Genomic DNA, 17,455 nt, shown 5'->3' with positions numbered 1-17,455 from the left:
TTAGATTTTCGTAACTTGTCGCCCATATTTAAAAATAAAATTAGGAAGATTCATGGCAGTAGATAAAGAAAAAGAAGCAAAATTAAAAGCATTACAACTTACACTGGCTAAGTTAGATAAAACTTATGGTAAAGGTTCTGTAATGAAATTGGGTGATGTTGCTGTAGATGATATAGAGTGTATATCTTCTGGTTCTTTAGGATTAGATTTAGCGTTAGGCGTTGGCGGTTATCCAAGAGGTAGAGTTATTGAAATTTATGGTCCAGAATCTTCTGGTAAAACTACGTTAACTTTACACGCAATTGCAGAAGCTCAAAAAGCTGGCGGAATTGCTGCTTTTATTGATGCAGAACACGCTTTTGATCGTTTTTATGCAGAAAATTTAGGTGTTGATATAGAAAATTTAATTATTTCGCAACCAGATCATGGTGAGCAAGCATTAGAAATTGCAGAGAATTTAATTCGTTCTGGTGCAATTGATATTGTTGTAATTGATTCTGTTGCAGCTTTAACACCAAAATCTGAAATTGAAGGAGAAATGGGAGATTCTAAAATGGGTTTACATGCTCGTTTAATGTCTCAAGCATTACGTAAATTAACGGGTACTATTTCTAAAACAAAATGTACTGTTATATTTATCAATCAGTTAAGAGAAAAAATTGGGGTTATGTTTGGTAATCCAGAAACTACAACTGGTGGAAACGCATTAAAATTTTATGCTTCTGTACGTTTAGATATTAGAAGAAGAACTCAATTAAAAGATGGTGATAGAGTTATTGGAAACAGCACCAAAGTTAAAGTTGTAAAAAATAAAGTAGCACCTCCTTTTCAAATTGCAGAATTTGATATTATGTATGGAGAAGGAATATCTAAAGTTGGAGAAATTTTAGATATTGGTGTAGAATTAGGTATTGTAAAGAAAGCTGGATCTTGGTTTAGTTATGGTGAAACTAAATTAGGTCAAGGTAGAGATGCTGTAAAAGGATTGATTAAAGACAACCCTGAATTAGCAGACGAGTTAGAAAAGAAAATAAAATTAGCTATTGAAAACCAAGAATAAGTATTAAAAGTTCTAACTATTATTATTAAAACTGCTGTAGAAGTAATCAATCTCCAGCAGTTTTTTTGCTATAAACTATGGTAATATTTTGATTTATTGTATTATAAATTGAGCCAATTTTTTTAAAAGAAAGACTAATTTACTCATTAGAAAATATTTTTACCAACCAAAGAATTAAATAGGCACCAACACCAAAACCAGCTAACAACACTAATAAAACAAATAATATTCTAATATTTTTTGCTGAAAATTGTGTTTTTGTACTTAACCATTCACATACTCCTAAAATCATAATTTTTGTTTATTTAGTTCTTTTTTTATCCTTTAAAAGGAGGTATTTCTCTTACCAACCTTTCTATTTCTTTTACAATTTCAATTCTACTTTTTGATGTTAATTCGAAGTATAAATTTTCCCAATCTCCGTCATAATCAATTTTTTTAGTTCTTGGGTTTTCTATTTTTGTTAAATTGATTACACGCAAATAAAAATGACCATTTACATCATTTTCTGGTCTAAAATCTAAATTTATAGCTCTCATTAAACTATAATTATTTAAGTGCAAAAGAGAGCTAGCATCTAAATAATGCATTGTTTCTTCTGTAGGATCGGCTTCATAAAATAAGTTCCACTCAACATTCCAACTCCCAGTAATTCTTAAAGGTTGTAAATCTATTTCATCCATAATATTTATACGCCTGTACTTCCAAAACCACCAGCACCACGTTCTGTTTCGCTTAAAACGGTAACTTCTTGCCAAGTTGCACGTTCGTGTTTTGCAATCACTAATTGAGCAACTCTTTCACCATCATTTATAACAAAATCGTCATTTGATAAATTTACTAAAATTACGCCAATTTCTCCTCTATAATCTGCATCTACAGTTCCAGGAGAATTTAAAACAGTAATTCCTTTTTTAGCAGCCAAACCACTTCTAGGTCTAACTTGAGCCTCAAAACCAACAGGTAAAGCTATAAATAAACCCGTTTTTACGATGGTTCTTTCTAAAGGTTTAAGTGTTATAGATGCATCAATATTTGCTCTTAAATCCATTCCTGCTGCACCCTCTGTTTCATAAGCTGGTGTTGCGTGTTTAGATTTGTTAATGATTTGTACGTTCATAAGTTTATAAATTATATAAAAATGTTATTACTTCTAAAAATTCTGCTTTCCAAAAAGATTCAGAATGTTTTCCTTCTGTAACAATTTTTGTTTTAATATTTTCTTTCGGAAAACCAGTTTCTAGCAACAGTTTTTCCATGTTTTTTGTATCAGGAACCATAGAATCTCCTTCTTTTTCGCCAACTAATAAAAAGAGCTTTGTATTTTTCTGATTTCCATTCTCTTTAGCAAAAATTTGTACTTTATCAGAAAACCAAAAAGACGTAGAAAGCGCGCCAATTTTACCAAAAACTTCAGGATGTTTCAATCCTCCATAAAAAGAAATTAATCCACCTAAAGAACTACCAATAATTGCAGTTTGATTTGCTTCTGATTTTGTTCTGTAATTTTTATCGATAAAAGGTTTTAGCTCATTTGTTAAAAAATTGATGTAAATATCTCCTTTTCCGCCGCCATGTTTTTCGTGTTTCCAAGGTGTATATTCTTCAATTCTTTTTTCTCCACCATTTTCTACGCCAACAATAATAAAGTTTTTTCCAGTATTTTTGTAGAGCTCATTTAAAGTTTCATCAATTCCCCATTCACCAACAAAAGAAGTTACGTCATCAAATAAATTTTGAGCATCGTGCATATAAATTACAGGATATTTTTCTTTTGATTTATCATAATTTGGAGGTAAATACAGCCAAACTTTATGAGAAATATCGTTTAATCCATCAATAATAAATTCTTTTTTTAGGATTGAAACATTAGTTGCTTTTGTTGATTTTCTTTCATCCGTATTTACTGATGAACTTTCCTTTTTTTGAGCGTATATTTTAGTAGAAAACATCAGGAATAAAAGAGACAAAAACAGTAGTATTTTTAGTTTCATCGTTATCGTTTTAGAAGTTGTTTAATTTCCATTTTCTCATTAAAATAAATCAATCCAAAGAAAAGAAAAATAGTGCACACAGAAAACCAATATTGTCCTCTAAATACGTGAAAAGAAACCAATCCTAAAATGGTTGATGAAATTAAATAATAAGTAACTTTTTTGAGCTTATAATTTACAGGATAATGTTTTTGACCTACAAAATAAGAAACAATCATCATTGTGCCAAAAGCAAATAAAGTTGCCCAAGCAGAAGCCATAAAACCAATTTTAGGAATCATTATAATATTAAAAACAATCGTAATAAAAGCGCCAATAATGGAAAAATACATTCCGTATTTAGTCTTGTCTGTTAGTTTGTACCAAATTGATAAATTATTATAAATACCTAAAAATAAGTTGGCTAAAAGTATAATTGGTACAATAGAAAGTGCTTCGAAATATTCTGGTTTTCCTAATAAAATGGTTGCAAATAAATCAATAAAAACAACAACAATTAGCATAAAAAATGCACCAAAAATGGTGAACCAAGTCAGAATTTTTGAATAGGTTTCTTTGGCATTTTCTTTATCAGCATTATTAAAGAAAAAAGGCTCTGCTCCCATTCTAAAAGCTACAATATATAAGGTCATAAAAACGCCTAATTTGTAACAAGCTGCGTAAATTCCCATTTGTTTTTCGCCTAACATATCGCCTAATAAAAGTTTGTCTAAGTTTTCGTTGGTTACAAAAGCCAAACTACCAATCATAATAGGAAAACTATACACTAACATCCTTTTAAACAGTTTAAAATCAAAGTTAAATTTGAATTTTAAAACAGCAGAAATCATCAGTAAAAAAGTTGATAAACTTGCAACTGCACCAGCAACAAAAATGTGAATTACTTTAGGATATTCATTATAATAATTTACAAGAGATTCTGGTAGATAAATTTCATTTTGAATAGCATACGGAACAAACCACAGAAAGAAAACATTTAAAATGCTAAAAACAATAATATTTATAAGTTTAATTGCTGTAAATTTTAATGGTTTATTGGTTACTCGTAAATAAGCAAAAGGCACAACTACCAATGTATCTAGTGCAATTGTATACACTAATAATTTAAAGAATAAAGGGTTTTTAAATCCGAAGAAAGCAGCAATTACATCATTAAAAAATAATGCAAAAAACAGGAAAATTAAGGTTGAAATTAGCAAACTAATAAATGATGTAGAAAGTACTTTTCCTTTGTCTTTTTCTCTTGAAAAAAAACGAAAAAAAGTAGTTTCCATTCCAAAAGTTAACAATGCATTTAAATAAGCTGCGTACACATAATAATCTGTATTTACGGCATATTTTTCTGCATCTAAAGTTGAAGTGTGTAGTTTTACTAGAAAAATATTGATTGCACGTGGCAAAACAGCGGCAATTCCGTAAATAATTGTGTCTTTAAAAAAACGTTTTAAGGTACTCAAAAATATAAAGTTATGGTAGACAAAGATAATAAAACAGTCAAGGATTCCTTATAAGTTAATAGTTTTCTTACATTTGATATCTAATTCGATATTTATGAGCGAACATCAGAAAATTGCGGTTTTTGGAGGTGGAAGTTGGGCAACTGCCATTGTTAAAATGTTGACAGAAAATTTAGAAACTGTTGGTTGGTATATGAGAAGTGTGCAAACCATAAAATATATAAAAGAAAATGACCACAATCCAAAATATTTAAGTTCTGCAGAGTTAGACGCAACTCACTTAGATTTGTCTAGCAACATTAATTATATGGTTGCAAATTATGATGTATTAATATTTGCAATTCCGTCTGCTTTTTTAACAAGTGAACTCGGTAAATTAAAAAAATCTTTAAAAGGAAAAACTATTTTTTCTGCGATTAAAGGTATTGTACCAGAAACAGGTTTAATTGTTGGTGAACATTTTAATATACAATATAATATTCCTCTAGAAAATATTGGTGTAATTACAGGTCCTTGTCATGCAGAAGAGGTTGCAATGGAACGTTTGTCTTATTTAACAATTGCTTGTCAAGATGAAGAAAAAGCTAAAAAAATGTCTCTTGCATTAGAAAGTGATTATATAAAAACCAAAATTTCTGATGATATAATTGGTACGGAATATGCTGCAATGTTAAAAAATATTTATGCAATTGCTGCAGGAATGGCACATGGTTTAGGTTATGGAGATAATTTTCAATCTGTATTAATGAGCAATGCAATTCGAGAAATGAAACGTTTTATTAAAAAAGTGCATAAAATGAAGCGTAACATAAATGATTCTGCTTATTTAGGAGATTTATTAGTAACAGGTTATTCAGTTTTTAGTAGAAACAGACAATTTGGAAATATGATTGGTAAAGGTTATACAGTTAAATCTGCGCAAATGGAAATGAGTATGATTGCAGAAGGCTATTATGCAACCAATAGTGCTTTTAAAATAAAGGAAGAAAATGGTGCTAAAACGCCAATTATAGATGCAGTTTACAATATTTTGTACGGTAATAAAAACCCTAAAAAAGAATTTAAAAAGTTGACGAATAAATTAGATTAATTGTTTAATTTTGAACAATTATTTATAGTTTTAAACTTTTATCATGAAAACCATACAAGAAGTTGTAGAAAGTACCATTAGAAAAACACCTTTTATAGAAGAAGCTTTAAACGAAAAGTTGATAAATGTTTCTTCTTTAGCTCGAATTATTTTACCAGAAGTTTCTACTGTTTTAAAGAAAAACGTGAAGGTTGGCGCTGTAATGATGGCAATTAACAGACTTTCACCAGCAAGCGAATTACGTATTAGGAAAAATATAAAAAAGCTAGCTTTAGATTTAGGTGATGTAATTGTTCGTTCTGATTTGTGCGATTTTACTTTTAAAAATACACCATCTTTATTGCGAGAAATTGCTAAAATATTAACCAAATCTTCAGAAAATTCTGATTATTTTTTAACAGTTTCTCAAGGAATTTTTGAGACGAATATTGTTACTAGTAAAAACTTAAGACCTTTTGTAGAAGAAATTTTTGAACCAGAAACGTTAATAAATAGTGTTTTAGAATTAGCGTCTATTACCATAAAATTACCAAAAGAAAATCAAGAACAATCTGGTATTTACTATTTTATTTTAAAGCAATTAGCTTGGGCAGATATTCCTTTACAAGAAATTATTTCTACAACAAACGAAATGACAATTGTTGTAAAAGAAGAAGACATCAACCAAACATTTGCCATTTTAATGGATATGAAATTAAGCTAATATCATGGCAAAACAAGATCCTTATGCTGCTCTAAGAATAAAAGAATTTAATATCTTTTTATTTGTTAGATTTTTACTCGTTTTTGGCTGGTCTATGCAATTTATTGTAATTGAATGGGAAGTTTATAGCATCACAAAAGACCCTTTATCATTAGGAATTATTGGTTTAATGGAAATTATTCCCGCTTTTTCTATGGCATTATTTGCTGGTCATATTGTAGATCAGAAAGAAAAAAGAAACTTATTAGCAATTTGTACAGCTGCTTTTTCTTTAATTAGTTTAGGTTTGTTCTTTTTAACTTCGGATGCTATTACAGGTCACTGGTCTACAAATGCAACACTTTATACAATTTATGGGTTGGTTTTCTTTGGCGGATTTTTACGCTCGTTTTTTGGACCTACAATTTTTTCTTTAGTAGCACTTTTAGTTCCTAAAAAAATATATCATAATGCGGCAACTTGGAGTACAAGTACCTGGAAAACAGCTACAGTTTCTGGAGCTCTATTTGGCGGATTTTTTATCAGTTGGATTGGTGTTGATAAAACCTTATGCCTAGTTTTTGGCTTAGTAATTTTATCACTTATTTTCCTTTTTCAAATTAAAAAGAAACCAATTTTAAATACAAAAATTGGAGAACCGATTATGAAAAGTTTAAAAGTTGGAGTGTTATTTGTATTTCAAAATAAAGCAATTTTAGGCGCTTTAACTTTAGATATGATTGCTGTTTTATTTGGCGGAACAGTAGCAATTTTATCAGTATTTGCGCAAGATATTTTAAAAGTTGGTCCAGAAGGTTTTGGTGTTTTAAACGCATCAATTTCTATGGGAAGTATCGTTACTATGCTTTTAACAACCTACATTCCTATTAACAGAAACACAGGTAAAAAAATGTTGATTTCTGTCTTCATTTTCGGATTAAGTATGATTGCCTTTGGATTATCTTCTATCTTTTGGGTAAGTGTTTTAGCGCTCTTTGTAAGTGGCGCTGCAGATGGAATTTCGATGGTAATTAGACAAACGATTCTACAATTAAAAACACCCGATGAAATGAGAGGAAGAGTTTCTTCTGTAAATTCAATGTTTGTTGGTTCTTCTAACGAATTAGGGGCTTTTGAAAGTGGTTTAGCAGCTAAATTAATTGGACCTGTTGCGGCCGTAGTTTTTGGCGGAACAATGACGTTAATTACTGTTGTTGCTACAGGAGCTTTAAACCCAACGATTAGAAATTTAGACCTTACAGCAGATATTGAAGAAAACGAAAAAGAGTAATAAATTAAGAAATCAAATACTATAAAGCACAAAAAAACCGGTTGTTAAATGTAACAACCGGTTTTTTATTTTTACTTAACTTGTACAATAGTTAAGATTGTTTTTACAGTCAATTTAAGGCCTGTTTCATCACCTTCTTCATTTAATTCGTCAACTTCTTTTGAACTCCAAGTAATTGAGAATTTTTTACCAATATTTTCATCATCTTCTAAACCTAATTCTACGCTTTCATCTAAGTCATAAAATAAGTGTTCTACTTTTTGATCATCAATAAATTTGTAGTAATCATTTTCTGTTACACCTTTAAAAGTAGCAACTAATTTATTTTCTTGAATTGTAATTTTTTTAGCAGAAAAAGAAACTGCGATTAACAGCACTAATGCTGCAGTAAATAATTTTTTCATTTTTTAAATATTTATGTTATAATTAATTTTTTTAAGTAAAATGCTTTTCTTTTCTCCAGAAAAGAAAGAGCTTTAAATTTAGAGTGTATTAACTATGTTTCATAAATATATGATTGAAAAACCTATCAAATATAATATTATTTTTAATTAAAATTTAAAATTGATATTAATTTTTCATCTAAATTATTAATATTTTTTTCTTTAGTAATTTTATCTAATTTTAACTGATTTTCAAATAGTTGAGTGACATAATTTTTATACAGATACACACTCTGAGTGTCAAAAAATAAACGACCAGTTCTGCGCATAAAGAAATCTGTTGGGTTGCAAGCCATTTCATAATTTATGGTAAACCAAACTTCTGCTTTTATCATTTTTTCTTGCTGATTTTCATCAGTATATTCATCAAACTTTTTTAGAATGATATCCGTTTGTTTGCCATAATTATACACCAAATATTCTGCATCTTTTTGAGAGAAATCTACTTCTGCAATTCTATTATAAATAGCATCTGTATAACTTTTTACTTCTTTAAAGTTTTTAAAAGTTCCACCAGAAAGCACAATTTTTTCAGTTTTGATGTCATCAAATTCTTTATCAAAGCGACGTTTGTATTTTTTAGCAACCAAATCTACAATACGTTCTGCCATTTTTCTATAACCTGTTAATTTTCCACCAGCAATAGAAATAAGTTCTGTATCAGAAACAAATATTTCATCTTTTCTAGATAATTCTGATGCAGATTTTCCTTCTTCATGAATTAAAGGGCGTAAACCAGCCCAGGAAGATTGCACGTCTTCTATGGTTAAATTTATTTTTGGAAACATGTTGTTAACTGCAGATATTAAATAAGACGCATCAACAATACTTGTGTTTACATGATCTTTATCTTTTTGAAAATTGGTGTCTGTTGTGCCAAAATAGGTAACTTTTCCTCTCGGAATTGCAAACATCATTCTACCATCAGGAATATCAAAATACACAGACTGTTTTACAGGTAATTTTTCATGAGGAACTACTAAATGAACTCCTTTTGTTAAATGTAAACGTTTGCCTGTTTTAGAGTTGTTTAATTGGCGTAATTCATCAACCCAAGGTCCACAAGCATTTACTACATATTTCGCTTTAATATCATAGGTTTCGTCAGAAAATTCATCTTTTACAGTTGCTCCAACTACTCTATTTTCTTCATAAATAAATTGTGTAGCTTCTGTATAATTTATGATTTTTGCGTCATAATTTAAGGCTGTTTTTAGCACTTCAATTGTTAAACGCGCATCATCAGTTCTGTATTCTGCATAATAACCTGCGCCATTTAAAATCTTTTTTGGTAACAAAGGTTCTTTTTCTAAAGCTTCCTTTTTTGTGAGCATTTTACGCTTGTCTTCTCCTTCTACAGAAGCTAAAATATCATACACTTTTAAGCCAATGGATGTTAGCCAAGAACCATAAGTTCCGCCTTCAATTAATGGTAAAATCATCTTTTCTGGAATCACTAAATGTGGCGCTAATTTGTGTACAATTGCGCGTTCTGTACCTACTTCTTTTACCAGCCAAAAATCGAACTGTTTTAGGTATCGTAAACCTCCATGAATTAGTTTTGTCGATTTACTTGAAGTTCCAGAAGCGAAGTCGTTTTTCTCAATTAATGCCACTTTCATTCCGCGTGAAGCTGCGTCTAAAGCAATTCCTGCACCCGTTATTCCGCCACCAATTATTAAAACATCAAATTCTGTGGTTTTTAATTCGTTGGTGATGTTTTCTCTGTTGAAATATGAAAAATTGTTCATGGTATTTATTTTTTACGGTACAGATTTCACGGATTTTCACGAATCTGAATTATGATTTTTTTATAAAATTTTTCCCCTTAGGAAATGCTATCATAGCATTATTCTAAAAGATGAGTTGGCAAACCATCAATACTTGTTTGATTTTTGTTTTCCCAATAGTTTTCTATTCCTTCTTTTCCTTGTGCTGTTGCCCAATCATTTAGCTCGTTTCTTTCGCCTTTATATTCAAAAAACGGAATGGACATTCCGCAAGAAGTCTGAGCTGATTCAATGATAATTTCAAAAATTTGACGCGTTCCTGGTGTTTCTGGAAACAAAGAAATTACGTCATTCCAGTTTGTATCTTTTGGCTTTATTTCTTTTCCTTTGCCGTATAAACGTAAAATGTTTGGCGCGTTTTCAAACGAGCAAAACATAATTGTAATGCGTTCATTTTCTGATAAATGAGCAGCCGTTTCATTGCCACTTCCTGTAACATTTAACCATAAAACTTTGTTTTCGTTGAGCACTCTAAAAGAATCCATTCCTTTTGGTGATAAATTTATTCTTCCAGAATTTGGTGCAGTTGCAACAAAGAATATTTTTTGCGCTTCAATAAATTTTTGAAGTTTTGAGGTAATTTTTGTGTAAAATTTTGACATAATTATGCATTAAAATGATCAAGAAATTCTTTCTTATATTTTTGTCCTAAAGGTACTTTTTGTGAGTTGATGATTGCCAAATTGCCTTCTATATAATCTAGTTTATTTTTGTTAATTATAAACGATTTATGAACTTGTATAAAAATAGACTTTGGCAGCAAATTATGCATCATTTTTAAGGATTTATACGTTACTAAATAGTTATTTTTTAAATGAACCTTTATGTAATCTCCCAATCCTTCTATAAAATAAATATCTTCAATTTTTATCTGATGTAATTTTTTGTCAGATTTTACAATGATATAATCGATTTTAGCATCATTCAAATCTTTAACTTTTGATACCGCTTTTACAAAACGATCAAAAGAAAAAGGTTTTAATAAATAATCTGTTGCATCAACTTCAAAACCTTCTAAAGCGTATTCTGAATAAGCAGTTGTAAATATTACTTTTGGCGGATTTTTTAATGATTTATAAAAATCGATTCCAGAAAGTTGCGGCATATTAATATCTAAAAAAAATAAATCTACTGTGTTGCTTTTTAAAAACTCTAAAGCCTCTAATGCATTATTACAAACGTGTATTAATTCTAAATAATCAATTTTTTGTATAAATGATTTTAGTACGTTTTGCGAAGAAGGTTCATCATCAATTATTAAGCAACGTATATTCATTTTTCTAAATCTATGGTTAGCTTTACAGTAAAAATAGTTTGGGTATTTTCAATCGAAAAAAGATGTTCATCAGGATAAATAATGGCTAAATTTTCTTGAATATTTTTTAACCCAATTCCTTTTTTTTCTTTTGTATTATACTTTTTAGTTTCTTGAAAGTTATTAGAAATTACAAAATCTATTTTTTTACTTTTAGCTATTAATTTTACATCAATATACGGATTTTTTACGCCACTTTTCAATCCGTGTTTAAAACTATTTTCTAGCAATGGTAATAACAACATTGGATAAATTTTCAAATCTTCATCAACTTTAAAATCAAAAGTAATTGTAGAATCATTTACATGTCTGTTTTTTTCAAATTCGATGTAATTTTTAAGCAATTCAATTTCTTTTCTGATGGATATTTTATCAGCATTGACATCATAAATAACATACCTTAAAATATCTGATAATTGTAAAATTGCATTGGTAATTTCCTTTTTTTCATCGATAGCCAACGAATACAAAACATTTAAAGAATTGAATAAAAAATGCGGATTAATCTGACCTTTTAAATAATACAATTGATTTTCTATTTGTTGCTTCTGAATTTTAAGTGTTTTGTTTTCTAATTGATTTAAATACACCCAATTTTCGGCAAGTTTTATAAGCGCAGTTAGGATAAAAAACACCGAAAAAATAAAATAGATTTCTATGGTATTATGATAGGAAATAAAGAAGTAATCGTTAAAAAAATTATTGACCAATATATTGAAAACCCAAGGATTTATCTCTGCAAACACAATAAGATTTACAATAAAAAGGATTCCAAAAAGCCCATATTTTTCTTTTTTAAGATAGGTGGGAAGCAACCAATATAAATTGATGCAAACAGGAATTATAAGTGTAAAAATAAAACTAGCTGTATAAATATAATCAATTTTTGAAGGCGATGAACTTCCAGAAAAAAGAAACAATAGAATAAGAAAAGAACAACTCCATAATATAGCATTAAAAATTACTTTATTATGAGCGTTTGTTCTTGTTAAAAAGGGTTTAATTTGATTCATTTACCTTATGTAATGTGAATTTTATGTCAGTTTTCCATTTTTCATCATCGTTAGAAGCCATATATTTTTCTATAAATTTTTGTAACTTTTTTGGACTAGCGGTTAGTAGATACTTATCGTTTAAAACACCAAATGTTTCGTGTTTTATCTTAATTTTATGTTCTTTAAAAAGGGCTCGAATTTTATCTTCATCTAGCCATCTTACTTCTATTTCTCCGTTTTTTTGTACATCATATTTTACTAAACTATGGGTGTAAATAGAATGACTTTCTAATAAATTATCAACATCTTCTTGATGATCTATAGGGAAAAAATCTAAAAATTTTTGATTGTTAATTATAAAAGGAGTTGCAATATAAATAGCTTCTTTACCTTCATATTCTCTTAAAATATAATAGCTATTTTTATATTCTTCGTAGAATTTTAAATCCTCTTTTTTCATTTTTTCAACCGGATTATCTTTTATCATTTCACTTTTAAATGAAACAATTTTCCAGTTTCCTTTTTTTGAATCTTGCCAATCTCCAATAAAATTTTGATCAAAAGAGATGGTTTCTTTGGTATAAAAAGGATGCAAAGATTTTACAACGCAAGAAGTTAATAGTATTAAACTAAGTCCTAAAATTACATTTCTAATTTTCATGATTATCAAATTTAAAATTATTTAAAGCAAAAAAAGAACAGTTTATATTGAAAGAGAAATTTTTTAGACAAACACTGCTTTTTTCTCGGTTAAACAATGTTTTAGAAGTAATTAATCAATCCAATCTTTAGAACGTTCCACTGCTTTTAGCCATTTTTTATACAAACGATCTCTTTTTTCAACGGTATATTCTGGAGTAAATTCTTTGTCAATTTTTCTGTGTGATAAAATTTCTTCTTGTTTCCATAAACCCACACAAATTCCGGTTAAATACGCTGCGCCCATTATTGTGGTTTCTGTAATTTCTGGTCGCTCAACCACCACATCTAAAATATCTGATTGAAATTGCATTAGTAAATTATTTTCGCAAGCACCACCATCAACTTTTAAAGAAGTTAACGGTATTTCTGCATCATGTTGCATGGCAACTAACAAGTCTTTTGTTTGATATGCTAAAGATTGTAAAGTGGCTTTTATTAGGTGATTTTTGCCTGTATCTCTCGTTAAACCAAAAATTGCACCTCTTGCATACATATCCCAATAAGGAGCGCCTAAACCCGCAAAAGCAGGCACAACAATTACAGGATTTTCACCTTCAACTTCTAGTGCAAAAGCTTCACTTTCTTCTGCCGATTTTATAATTTGTAAACCGTCTCTTAACCATTGTATGGCGGCGCCAGCAACAAATACGCTGCCTTCTAGAGCATAATATACTTTATTGTCAATTCCCCAAGCAATTGTGGTTAACAATCCATTTTTAGAAAATTGAAGTTCAGTTCCTGTATTCATCAATAAAAAACATCCTGTTCCGTAAGTGTTTTTTGCTTCTCCTTTTCTAAAACAAGCTTGTCCAAAAAGTGCTGCTTGCTGATCACCAGCAATTCCTGCAATGGGAATTTTATATCCGTCTAAAATATAATTACCAAAATGAAAAGAAGACGGTTTTACTTCTGGTAACATCGATTTTGGAATGTTTAATGCTGCTAAAATTGTTTCGTCCCAACATAAATTTTTGATATCAAAAAGCATCGTTCTTGATGCATTGCTGTAATCTGTTGCATGAATTTTTCTGTCGGATAAATTCCATAAGAGCCAAGAATCTATCGTTCCGAAAAGTAGGTTTCCTTTTGCTGCTGCTACTTTTGCATTTGGAACATTTTCTAAAATCCAATGAATTTTTGTTGCAGAAAAATAGGCATCAACCACTAAACCAGTAGTTTGTTTTATATGATTTTCTAATCCTTCTTTTTTTAATTTTTCACAAACATCTGCAGTTCTCATGTCTTGCCAAACAATGGCATTGTAGATTGGTTTTCCGGTATTTTTATTCCAAATAACAGTGGTTTCTCTTTGGTTTGTAATGCCTAAACCAATAACATCTGCAACATTAATATTCGCTTTTTCTATCACTTTTTTTAAAGTGGATACCTGCGTTTCTAAAATTTCTAAAGCATTATGTTCTACCCAACCAGATTTTGGAAATATTTGTTGAATTTCTTGTTGTTCGATTTCAATAATTACTCCTTTTTCATCAACAATTACAGAACGAGAACTTGTAGTTCCTTGGTCTAAAGCTAAAATATATTTTTTTGCCATTTGGATTTTAAAAAGTTGAACAGCAATTTACAAAATAAGATGTAGATAAATTATTACCTTTAGCCAAAATAAACACTCTTTTTATGGAATATGGATTTCTATCAGTAATACCACCAATTGTTGCCATTATTTTAGCACTTAAAACAAAACAAGTTTACATCGCTTTGTTATTTGGTATCTGGTTTTCTTGGTTAATTATTAAAGGTTGGAATCCATTAACAGGAACTTTAGCAATGATTGAAGGAATGGTAAATGTTTTTCAATCCGAAGGAAATACAAGAACAATTATGTTTAGTGCTTTGGTTGGCGCTTTGTTAATTTTTATTCAATATTCTAGAGGAGTTGAAGGTTTTATCAATATTTTAAATAGACAATTGGTAAAATTAGAAAATAAAAAATCGGGTTATAGTAGAGTTATGGTTCAGGTTTTAGCAACGTTAACAGGTTTATTATTATTTGTTGAAACGAGCATTAGTTCTTTAACTGTTGGTACTTTATATAGACCAATTTTTGATAAGTTAAAGATTCCGAGAGAAAAACTCGCATACCTTGCAGATTCAAGTTCTGCACCTTCATCAATTTTAATTCCGTTTAATGCTTGGGGCGCTTTTATAATGGGACTTTTGTTAACACAAGGAATTGACAAACCATTTTCTGTGATGATAGCTTCCATCAAATACAACTTTTATCCATTGATTGCAATTGCAATGGTTTTTATTATAATTTTTACAAAAAAGGATTTTGGTCCAATGAAAAAAGCCGAAGAAAGAACAAAAGAAACTGGCGAATTAATGAACAAAGGTTCTAAGCCAATGGTTTCTGATGCTGTAACTTCTTTTCCGCCAAAAGAAGGCATTGAAGCAAAAGCATATAACATGATTGTGCCTTTATTGGTAATGGTTTGCATGATGCCAATAAATTTAATGTATACAGGTTGGGATGCTGTAAAAGAGTCTAATTCTTTTTTAAATCATGCCTCACAAGCAATTGGCGAAGGTTCTGGTTCATCATCTGTTTTATACGCGGTAATTACGTCTTTATTGGTTGCTATGATTATGTATTTTATACAAGGAATTATGAAGCCAAAAGAAGCTGTAAACTTAACTTTAAAAGGAATTAGTGAGTTAATGCCTTTGGCTTTATTGATGTTGTTAGCATTCGCAATTGGTGATGCTTGTAAAGAATTAGAAACAGGAGTTTATGTTGCAAATGCCACTAAAGAATGGCTTTCGCCAGAATTGTTGCCAGCAGTTGTTTTTATAATTAGTTCTTTTATCGCTTTTTCTACCGGAACTTCTTGGGGAACTTTTGCAATAATGTTGGCAATTTCTGTACCAATGGCAAATATTCATGGCGCAGATATTACCATTGTAGTTGCTGCAACTTTAGGTGGAGGAATTTTTGGTGATCATTGTTCGCCAATTTCTGATACTTCAATTATATCTTCTATGGCTTCTGCCAGCGATCATATAGATCATGTAAAAACACAATTGCCTTATGCGTTAGTTGGTGGTGCAATTACTGTTTTAATGTATTTGGTTATTGGATTTTTAGGATAACGTCATTGCGAGGAAGAATGACGAAGCAATCTGTTTAATTGAATTACGAATTTTTTTAATAATTTGGGCGTTACCACAAGGGTCGCGCTTTCTCTACTCGCTTTTTTTGTAAAAAACAAAAAAGAGCTCAAACAAATCGTTCAATCGCTAACGCGGGTTTCTAGGAAAAGATTGTAATTTATATTAATATAATATGAGAAAGGTTTTCACAAGGTGTTCGTGTATAGTTATTTTTTTTCATTTTCAAATTCACAAATTATTGGATTGTGATCACTTAATTTAGTCCAATTCTGGTATTTTCCAATTGAAACTTTTTTCAATCTGTTTACAAAATAATCTGATATAAAACAAAAGTCAATATGGTATGGTCTTTCAATTTTTCGATGCATAAATAATGTTGCATTACTTTCTTTACCTTGTTCTTCTTTGAAAAATAGATGATAAGCACTTTCTCGTAAACTCACAATGACCATGGTTTACGCAATGATTATTCCGCCAAAATACCACGTTTTTTAAGCTCAGTAATCATTCGTAAAGCACCTTCTTTAATGGTGTTTTCTTTTAAGATGAATGTTTTTTCGAACAAGGTGTTTCCTTCAAAAAAGGTAACTTGAAAACGGTTGTTTAATTTGAATAATTCGGGTTGAATTAATTCAATTTTAGCATAAGAATTTGCTGGTAAAACATTAATTTTTTTACGGAATAAAGAAGTGATTTTTTTGTCAGAAAAACCCTGAGTAACAATTACGACCATTTCTAAATCAACATTTTTATTGTTGATAATATACACATTCCAATCATCAGTTTTATAAAGGTCATTGTATTCATAAACAATGGCAATTTCTACATCTGTAACTTCGGGTATTTTAATGTCTTTTTTCATAAAATAATCAAGCAAACAACTTGTTTGTGTCTTTATAATTTGGTGTAATAAAACCTCTTAAACTATTTACAATTAAGTGTTCGAAAACTACTTTTTCACTATAAATTTCAAAAAGATTTTTTGGATCAAAAATCAGATTTTGTACTCTTGTAAAATACAAATCGCAAAACAAATCTGAATTTAAATTTTTGCGAAGATACTCTTTTTCTATAGCCTCTTCAAGCAAAGGTTGTAAGTTACTTTTTATAAAGTTGTCTTTAAAATTTGTAAAAACATCATCCGCATTGCTGTAATATTTTTTAATTCCGAATAAAAAAGAAGGTTTTAAATAATTTAAATATTGAAAACTGGTTTCTTGAATTAAGATGATTTTTTGAAGCGGATCTTCACTGTTTTTTTTGATTTTATCCACTTCGTGCAGATATTTGTCAATAAGTAAACGAACGCCCTTAGAAACCAATTCGTCTTTGGTTTTAAAGTGTTTGTAAATGGTTTTTTTAGAAATACCAAGTTCAGAAGCAAGTTCGTTCATAGAAAAACGTTTGCTTCCAAACTTGATAAAATTTGTAATAGAACACTCTAAAAGTTGTTGTTTATCAATCATTATGGGTTGTTCTAAAAAGTGTATTATTTAAACAT

At 29.5% G+C, this 17,455-nt stretch carries 20 protein-coding genes; 5 read left to right on the top strand and 15 right to left on the bottom strand.

Features of this window, described 5'->3' with window-relative positions; all coding sequences use genetic code 11:
• Positions 1-52 precede the first annotated feature (52 nt).
• Positions 53-1,060: a recombinase RecA gene (gene recA / locus BLT70_RS16035; protein WP_091896704.1), complete on the top strand. Its 1,008-nt coding sequence runs from the start codon at positions 53-55 to the stop codon at positions 1,058-1,060.
• Positions 1,061-1,199: 139 nt separating this feature from the next.
• On the opposite strand, the gene BLT70_RS16030 is transcribed toward recA, so the two are convergent.
• From BLT70_RS16030 to BLT70_RS16010, 5 genes are read right to left on the bottom strand one after another with little or no spacing between them, the layout of a single operon-like run.
• Positions 1,200-1,352: a PspC domain-containing protein gene (locus tag BLT70_RS16030; RefSeq protein ID WP_091896701.1), complete on the bottom strand. Its 153-nt coding sequence runs from the start codon at positions 1,350-1,352 to the stop codon at positions 1,200-1,202.
• Positions 1,353-1,377: 25 nt separating this feature from the next.
• Positions 1,378-1,743, bottom strand: a complete 366-nt coding sequence (locus tag BLT70_RS16025; protein WP_091896699.1) for a hypothetical protein — start codon at positions 1,741-1,743, stop codon at positions 1,378-1,380.
• A 5-nt stretch (positions 1,744-1,748) separates the two neighbouring features.
• Positions 1,749-2,180, bottom strand: coding sequence for a dUTP diphosphatase (dut, locus tag BLT70_RS16020; RefSeq protein ID WP_091896693.1), 432 nt, complete (start codon positions 2,178-2,180; stop codon positions 1,749-1,751).
• Positions 2,181-2,184: 4 nt separating this feature from the next.
• Positions 2,185-3,054 (bottom strand): alpha/beta hydrolase, encoded by an 870-nt coding sequence (locus tag BLT70_RS16015; RefSeq protein ID WP_091896690.1) that lies wholly within the window; start codon positions 3,052-3,054, stop codon positions 2,185-2,187.
• Between the two features lie 2 nt (positions 3,055-3,056).
• Complete coding sequence (locus BLT70_RS16010) at positions 3,057-4,511, bottom strand: lipopolysaccharide biosynthesis protein (protein ID WP_091896687.1); 1,455 nt, start codon at positions 4,509-4,511, stop codon at positions 3,057-3,059.
• 94 nt (positions 4,512-4,605) lie between these two features.
• On the opposite strand from BLT70_RS16010, the gene BLT70_RS16005 reads away from it, so the two are divergent.
• The 3 genes from BLT70_RS16005 to BLT70_RS15995 are packed head-to-tail and all read left to right on the top strand — an operon-like array spanning position 4,606 to position 7,574.
• Positions 4,606-5,601: an NAD(P)H-dependent glycerol-3-phosphate dehydrogenase gene (locus BLT70_RS16005; RefSeq protein ID WP_091896684.1), complete on the top strand. Its 996-nt coding sequence runs from the start codon at positions 4,606-4,608 to the stop codon at positions 5,599-5,601.
• A 43-nt stretch (positions 5,602-5,644) separates the two neighbouring features.
• Entirely contained in the window at positions 5,645-6,304 is a 660-nt protein-coding gene (locus BLT70_RS16000; RefSeq protein WP_091896681.1) for a hypothetical protein, read from the top strand.
• Positions 6,305-6,308: 4 nt separating this feature from the next.
• On the top strand, positions 6,309-7,574 hold the full coding sequence (locus BLT70_RS15995; RefSeq protein ID WP_091896678.1) for an MFS transporter: 1,266 nt from the start codon (positions 6,309-6,311) through the stop codon (positions 7,572-7,574).
• A 71-nt stretch (positions 7,575-7,645) separates the two neighbouring features.
• Here BLT70_RS15995 and BLT70_RS15990 read toward each other — a convergent pair whose 3' ends face one another.
• The 7 genes from BLT70_RS15990 to glpK form a co-directional block, all read right to left on the bottom strand.
• Positions 7,646-7,978, bottom strand: a complete 333-nt coding sequence (locus tag BLT70_RS15990; RefSeq protein WP_091896675.1) for a hypothetical protein — start codon at positions 7,976-7,978, stop codon at positions 7,646-7,648.
• A gap of 143 nt (positions 7,979-8,121) precedes the next feature.
• Positions 8,122-9,768 carry a glycerol-3-phosphate dehydrogenase/oxidase gene (locus tag BLT70_RS15985; RefSeq protein ID WP_091896672.1) on the bottom strand — a complete coding sequence of 549 codons (1,647 nt, stop codon included), beginning with the start codon at positions 9,766-9,768 and terminating at the stop codon, positions 8,122-8,124.
• A gap of 98 nt (positions 9,769-9,866) precedes the next feature.
• On the bottom strand, positions 9,867-10,409 hold the full coding sequence (locus tag BLT70_RS15980) for a pyridoxamine 5'-phosphate oxidase family protein (RefSeq protein ID WP_091896669.1): 543 nt from the start codon (positions 10,407-10,409) through the stop codon (positions 9,867-9,869).
• Positions 10,410-10,411: 2 nt separating this feature from the next.
• Complete coding sequence (locus BLT70_RS15975; protein ID WP_197678368.1) at positions 10,412-11,083, bottom strand: LytTR family DNA-binding domain-containing protein; 672 nt, start codon at positions 11,081-11,083, stop codon at positions 10,412-10,414.
• Entirely contained in the window at positions 11,080-12,135 is a 1,056-nt protein-coding gene (locus tag BLT70_RS15970; RefSeq protein WP_091896666.1) for a sensor histidine kinase, read from the bottom strand. The genes BLT70_RS15975 and BLT70_RS15970 overlap by 4 nt, the downstream gene beginning before the upstream one ends.
• Positions 12,122-12,778 (bottom strand): hypothetical protein, encoded by a 657-nt coding sequence (locus tag BLT70_RS15965; RefSeq protein ID WP_091896663.1) that lies wholly within the window; start codon positions 12,776-12,778, stop codon positions 12,122-12,124. The genes BLT70_RS15970 and BLT70_RS15965 overlap by 14 nt, the downstream gene beginning before the upstream one ends.
• Positions 12,779-12,889: 111 nt before the next feature.
• Positions 12,890-14,374 (bottom strand): glycerol kinase GlpK, encoded by a 1,485-nt coding sequence (gene glpK, locus BLT70_RS15960; RefSeq protein WP_091896660.1) that lies wholly within the window; start codon positions 14,372-14,374, stop codon positions 12,890-12,892.
• An 83-nt stretch (positions 14,375-14,457) separates the two neighbouring features.
• Here glpK and BLT70_RS15955 point away from each other — a divergent pair, with 83 nt between their 5' ends.
• Positions 14,458-15,933: a Na+/H+ antiporter NhaC family protein gene (locus tag BLT70_RS15955; protein WP_091896658.1), complete on the top strand. Its 1,476-nt coding sequence runs from the start codon at positions 14,458-14,460 to the stop codon at positions 15,931-15,933.
• A 227-nt stretch (positions 15,934-16,160) separates the two neighbouring features.
• Here BLT70_RS15955 and BLT70_RS15950 read toward each other — a convergent pair whose 3' ends face one another.
• Genes BLT70_RS15950 through BLT70_RS15940 form a run of 3 tightly spaced genes read right to left on the bottom strand, consistent with a single transcriptional unit; the run spans position 16,161 to position 17,420 of the window.
• On the bottom strand, positions 16,161-16,397 hold the full coding sequence (locus BLT70_RS15950) for a hypothetical protein (RefSeq protein ID WP_157691924.1): 237 nt from the start codon (positions 16,395-16,397) through the stop codon (positions 16,161-16,163).
• Positions 16,398-16,420: 23 nt separating this feature from the next.
• The gene (locus BLT70_RS15945; RefSeq protein WP_091896652.1) at positions 16,421-16,816 is read right to left on the bottom strand and encodes a hypothetical protein; all 396 of its coding nucleotides are present in this window, start codon (positions 16,814-16,816) and stop codon (positions 16,421-16,423) included.
• Between the two features lie 7 nt (positions 16,817-16,823).
• A complete protein-coding gene (locus BLT70_RS15940) occupies positions 16,824-17,420 on the bottom strand; it encodes a TetR/AcrR family transcriptional regulator (protein ID WP_091896648.1) in 597 nt (198 codons plus the stop codon).
• Positions 17,421-17,455: the final 35 nt, after the last annotated feature.

The sequence above is a fragment of the Polaribacter sp. KT25b genome, from assembly GCF_900105145.1.
Classification (GTDB): Bacteria; Bacteroidota; Bacteroidia; order Flavobacteriales; family Flavobacteriaceae; genus Polaribacter.
This window is presented reverse-complemented; position numbering and strand designations above follow the sequence as displayed.

Bases quoted from the DNA above. Each gene is read 5' to 3' on its own strand.
- recA (WP_091896704.1), top strand. From the start codon at position 53: ATGGCAGTAGATAAAGAAAAAGAAGCAAAATTAAAAGCATTACAACTT.
- BLT70_RS16030 (WP_091896701.1), bottom strand. From the start codon at position 1,352: ATGATTTTAGGAGTATGTGAATGGTTAAGTACAAAAACACAATTTTCA.
- BLT70_RS16025 (WP_091896699.1), bottom strand. From the start codon at position 1,743: ATGGATGAAATAGATTTACAACCTTTAAGAATTACTGGGAGTTGGAAT.
- dut (WP_091896693.1), bottom strand. From the start codon at position 2,180: ATGAACGTACAAATCATTAACAAATCTAAACACGCAACACCAGCTTAT.
- BLT70_RS16015 (WP_091896690.1), bottom strand. From the start codon at position 3,054: ATGAAACTAAAAATACTACTGTTTTTGTCTCTTTTATTCCTGATGTTT.
- BLT70_RS16005 (WP_091896684.1), top strand. From the start codon at position 4,606: ATGAGCGAACATCAGAAAATTGCGGTTTTTGGAGGTGGAAGTTGGGCA.
- BLT70_RS16000 (WP_091896681.1), top strand. From the start codon at position 5,645: ATGAAAACCATACAAGAAGTTGTAGAAAGTACCATTAGAAAAACACCT.
- BLT70_RS15995 (WP_091896678.1), top strand. From the start codon at position 6,309: ATGGCAAAACAAGATCCTTATGCTGCTCTAAGAATAAAAGAATTTAAT.
- BLT70_RS15990 (WP_091896675.1), bottom strand. From the start codon at position 7,978: ATGAAAAAATTATTTACTGCAGCATTAGTGCTGTTAATCGCAGTTTCT.
- BLT70_RS15985 (WP_091896672.1), bottom strand. From the start codon at position 9,768: ATGAACAATTTTTCATATTTCAACAGAGAAAACATCACCAACGAATTA.
- BLT70_RS15980 (WP_091896669.1), bottom strand. From the start codon at position 10,409: ATGTCAAAATTTTACACAAAAATTACCTCAAAACTTCAAAAATTTATT.
- BLT70_RS15975 (WP_197678368.1), bottom strand. From the start codon at position 11,083: ATGAATATACGTTGCTTAATAATTGATGATGAACCTTCTTCGCAAAAC.
- BLT70_RS15970 (WP_091896666.1), bottom strand. From the start codon at position 12,135: ATGAATCAAATTAAACCCTTTTTAACAAGAACAAACGCTCATAATAAA.
- BLT70_RS15965 (WP_091896663.1), bottom strand. From the start codon at position 12,778: ATGAAAATTAGAAATGTAATTTTAGGACTTAGTTTAATACTATTAACT.
- glpK (WP_091896660.1), bottom strand. From the start codon at position 14,374: ATGGCAAAAAAATATATTTTAGCTTTAGACCAAGGAACTACAAGTTCT.
- BLT70_RS15955 (WP_091896658.1), top strand. From the start codon at position 14,458: ATGGAATATGGATTTCTATCAGTAATACCACCAATTGTTGCCATTATT.
- BLT70_RS15945 (WP_091896652.1), bottom strand. From the start codon at position 16,816: ATGAAAAAAGACATTAAAATACCCGAAGTTACAGATGTAGAAATTGCC.
- BLT70_RS15940 (WP_091896648.1), bottom strand. From the start codon at position 17,420: ATGATTGATAAACAACAACTTTTAGAGTGTTCTATTACAAATTTTATC.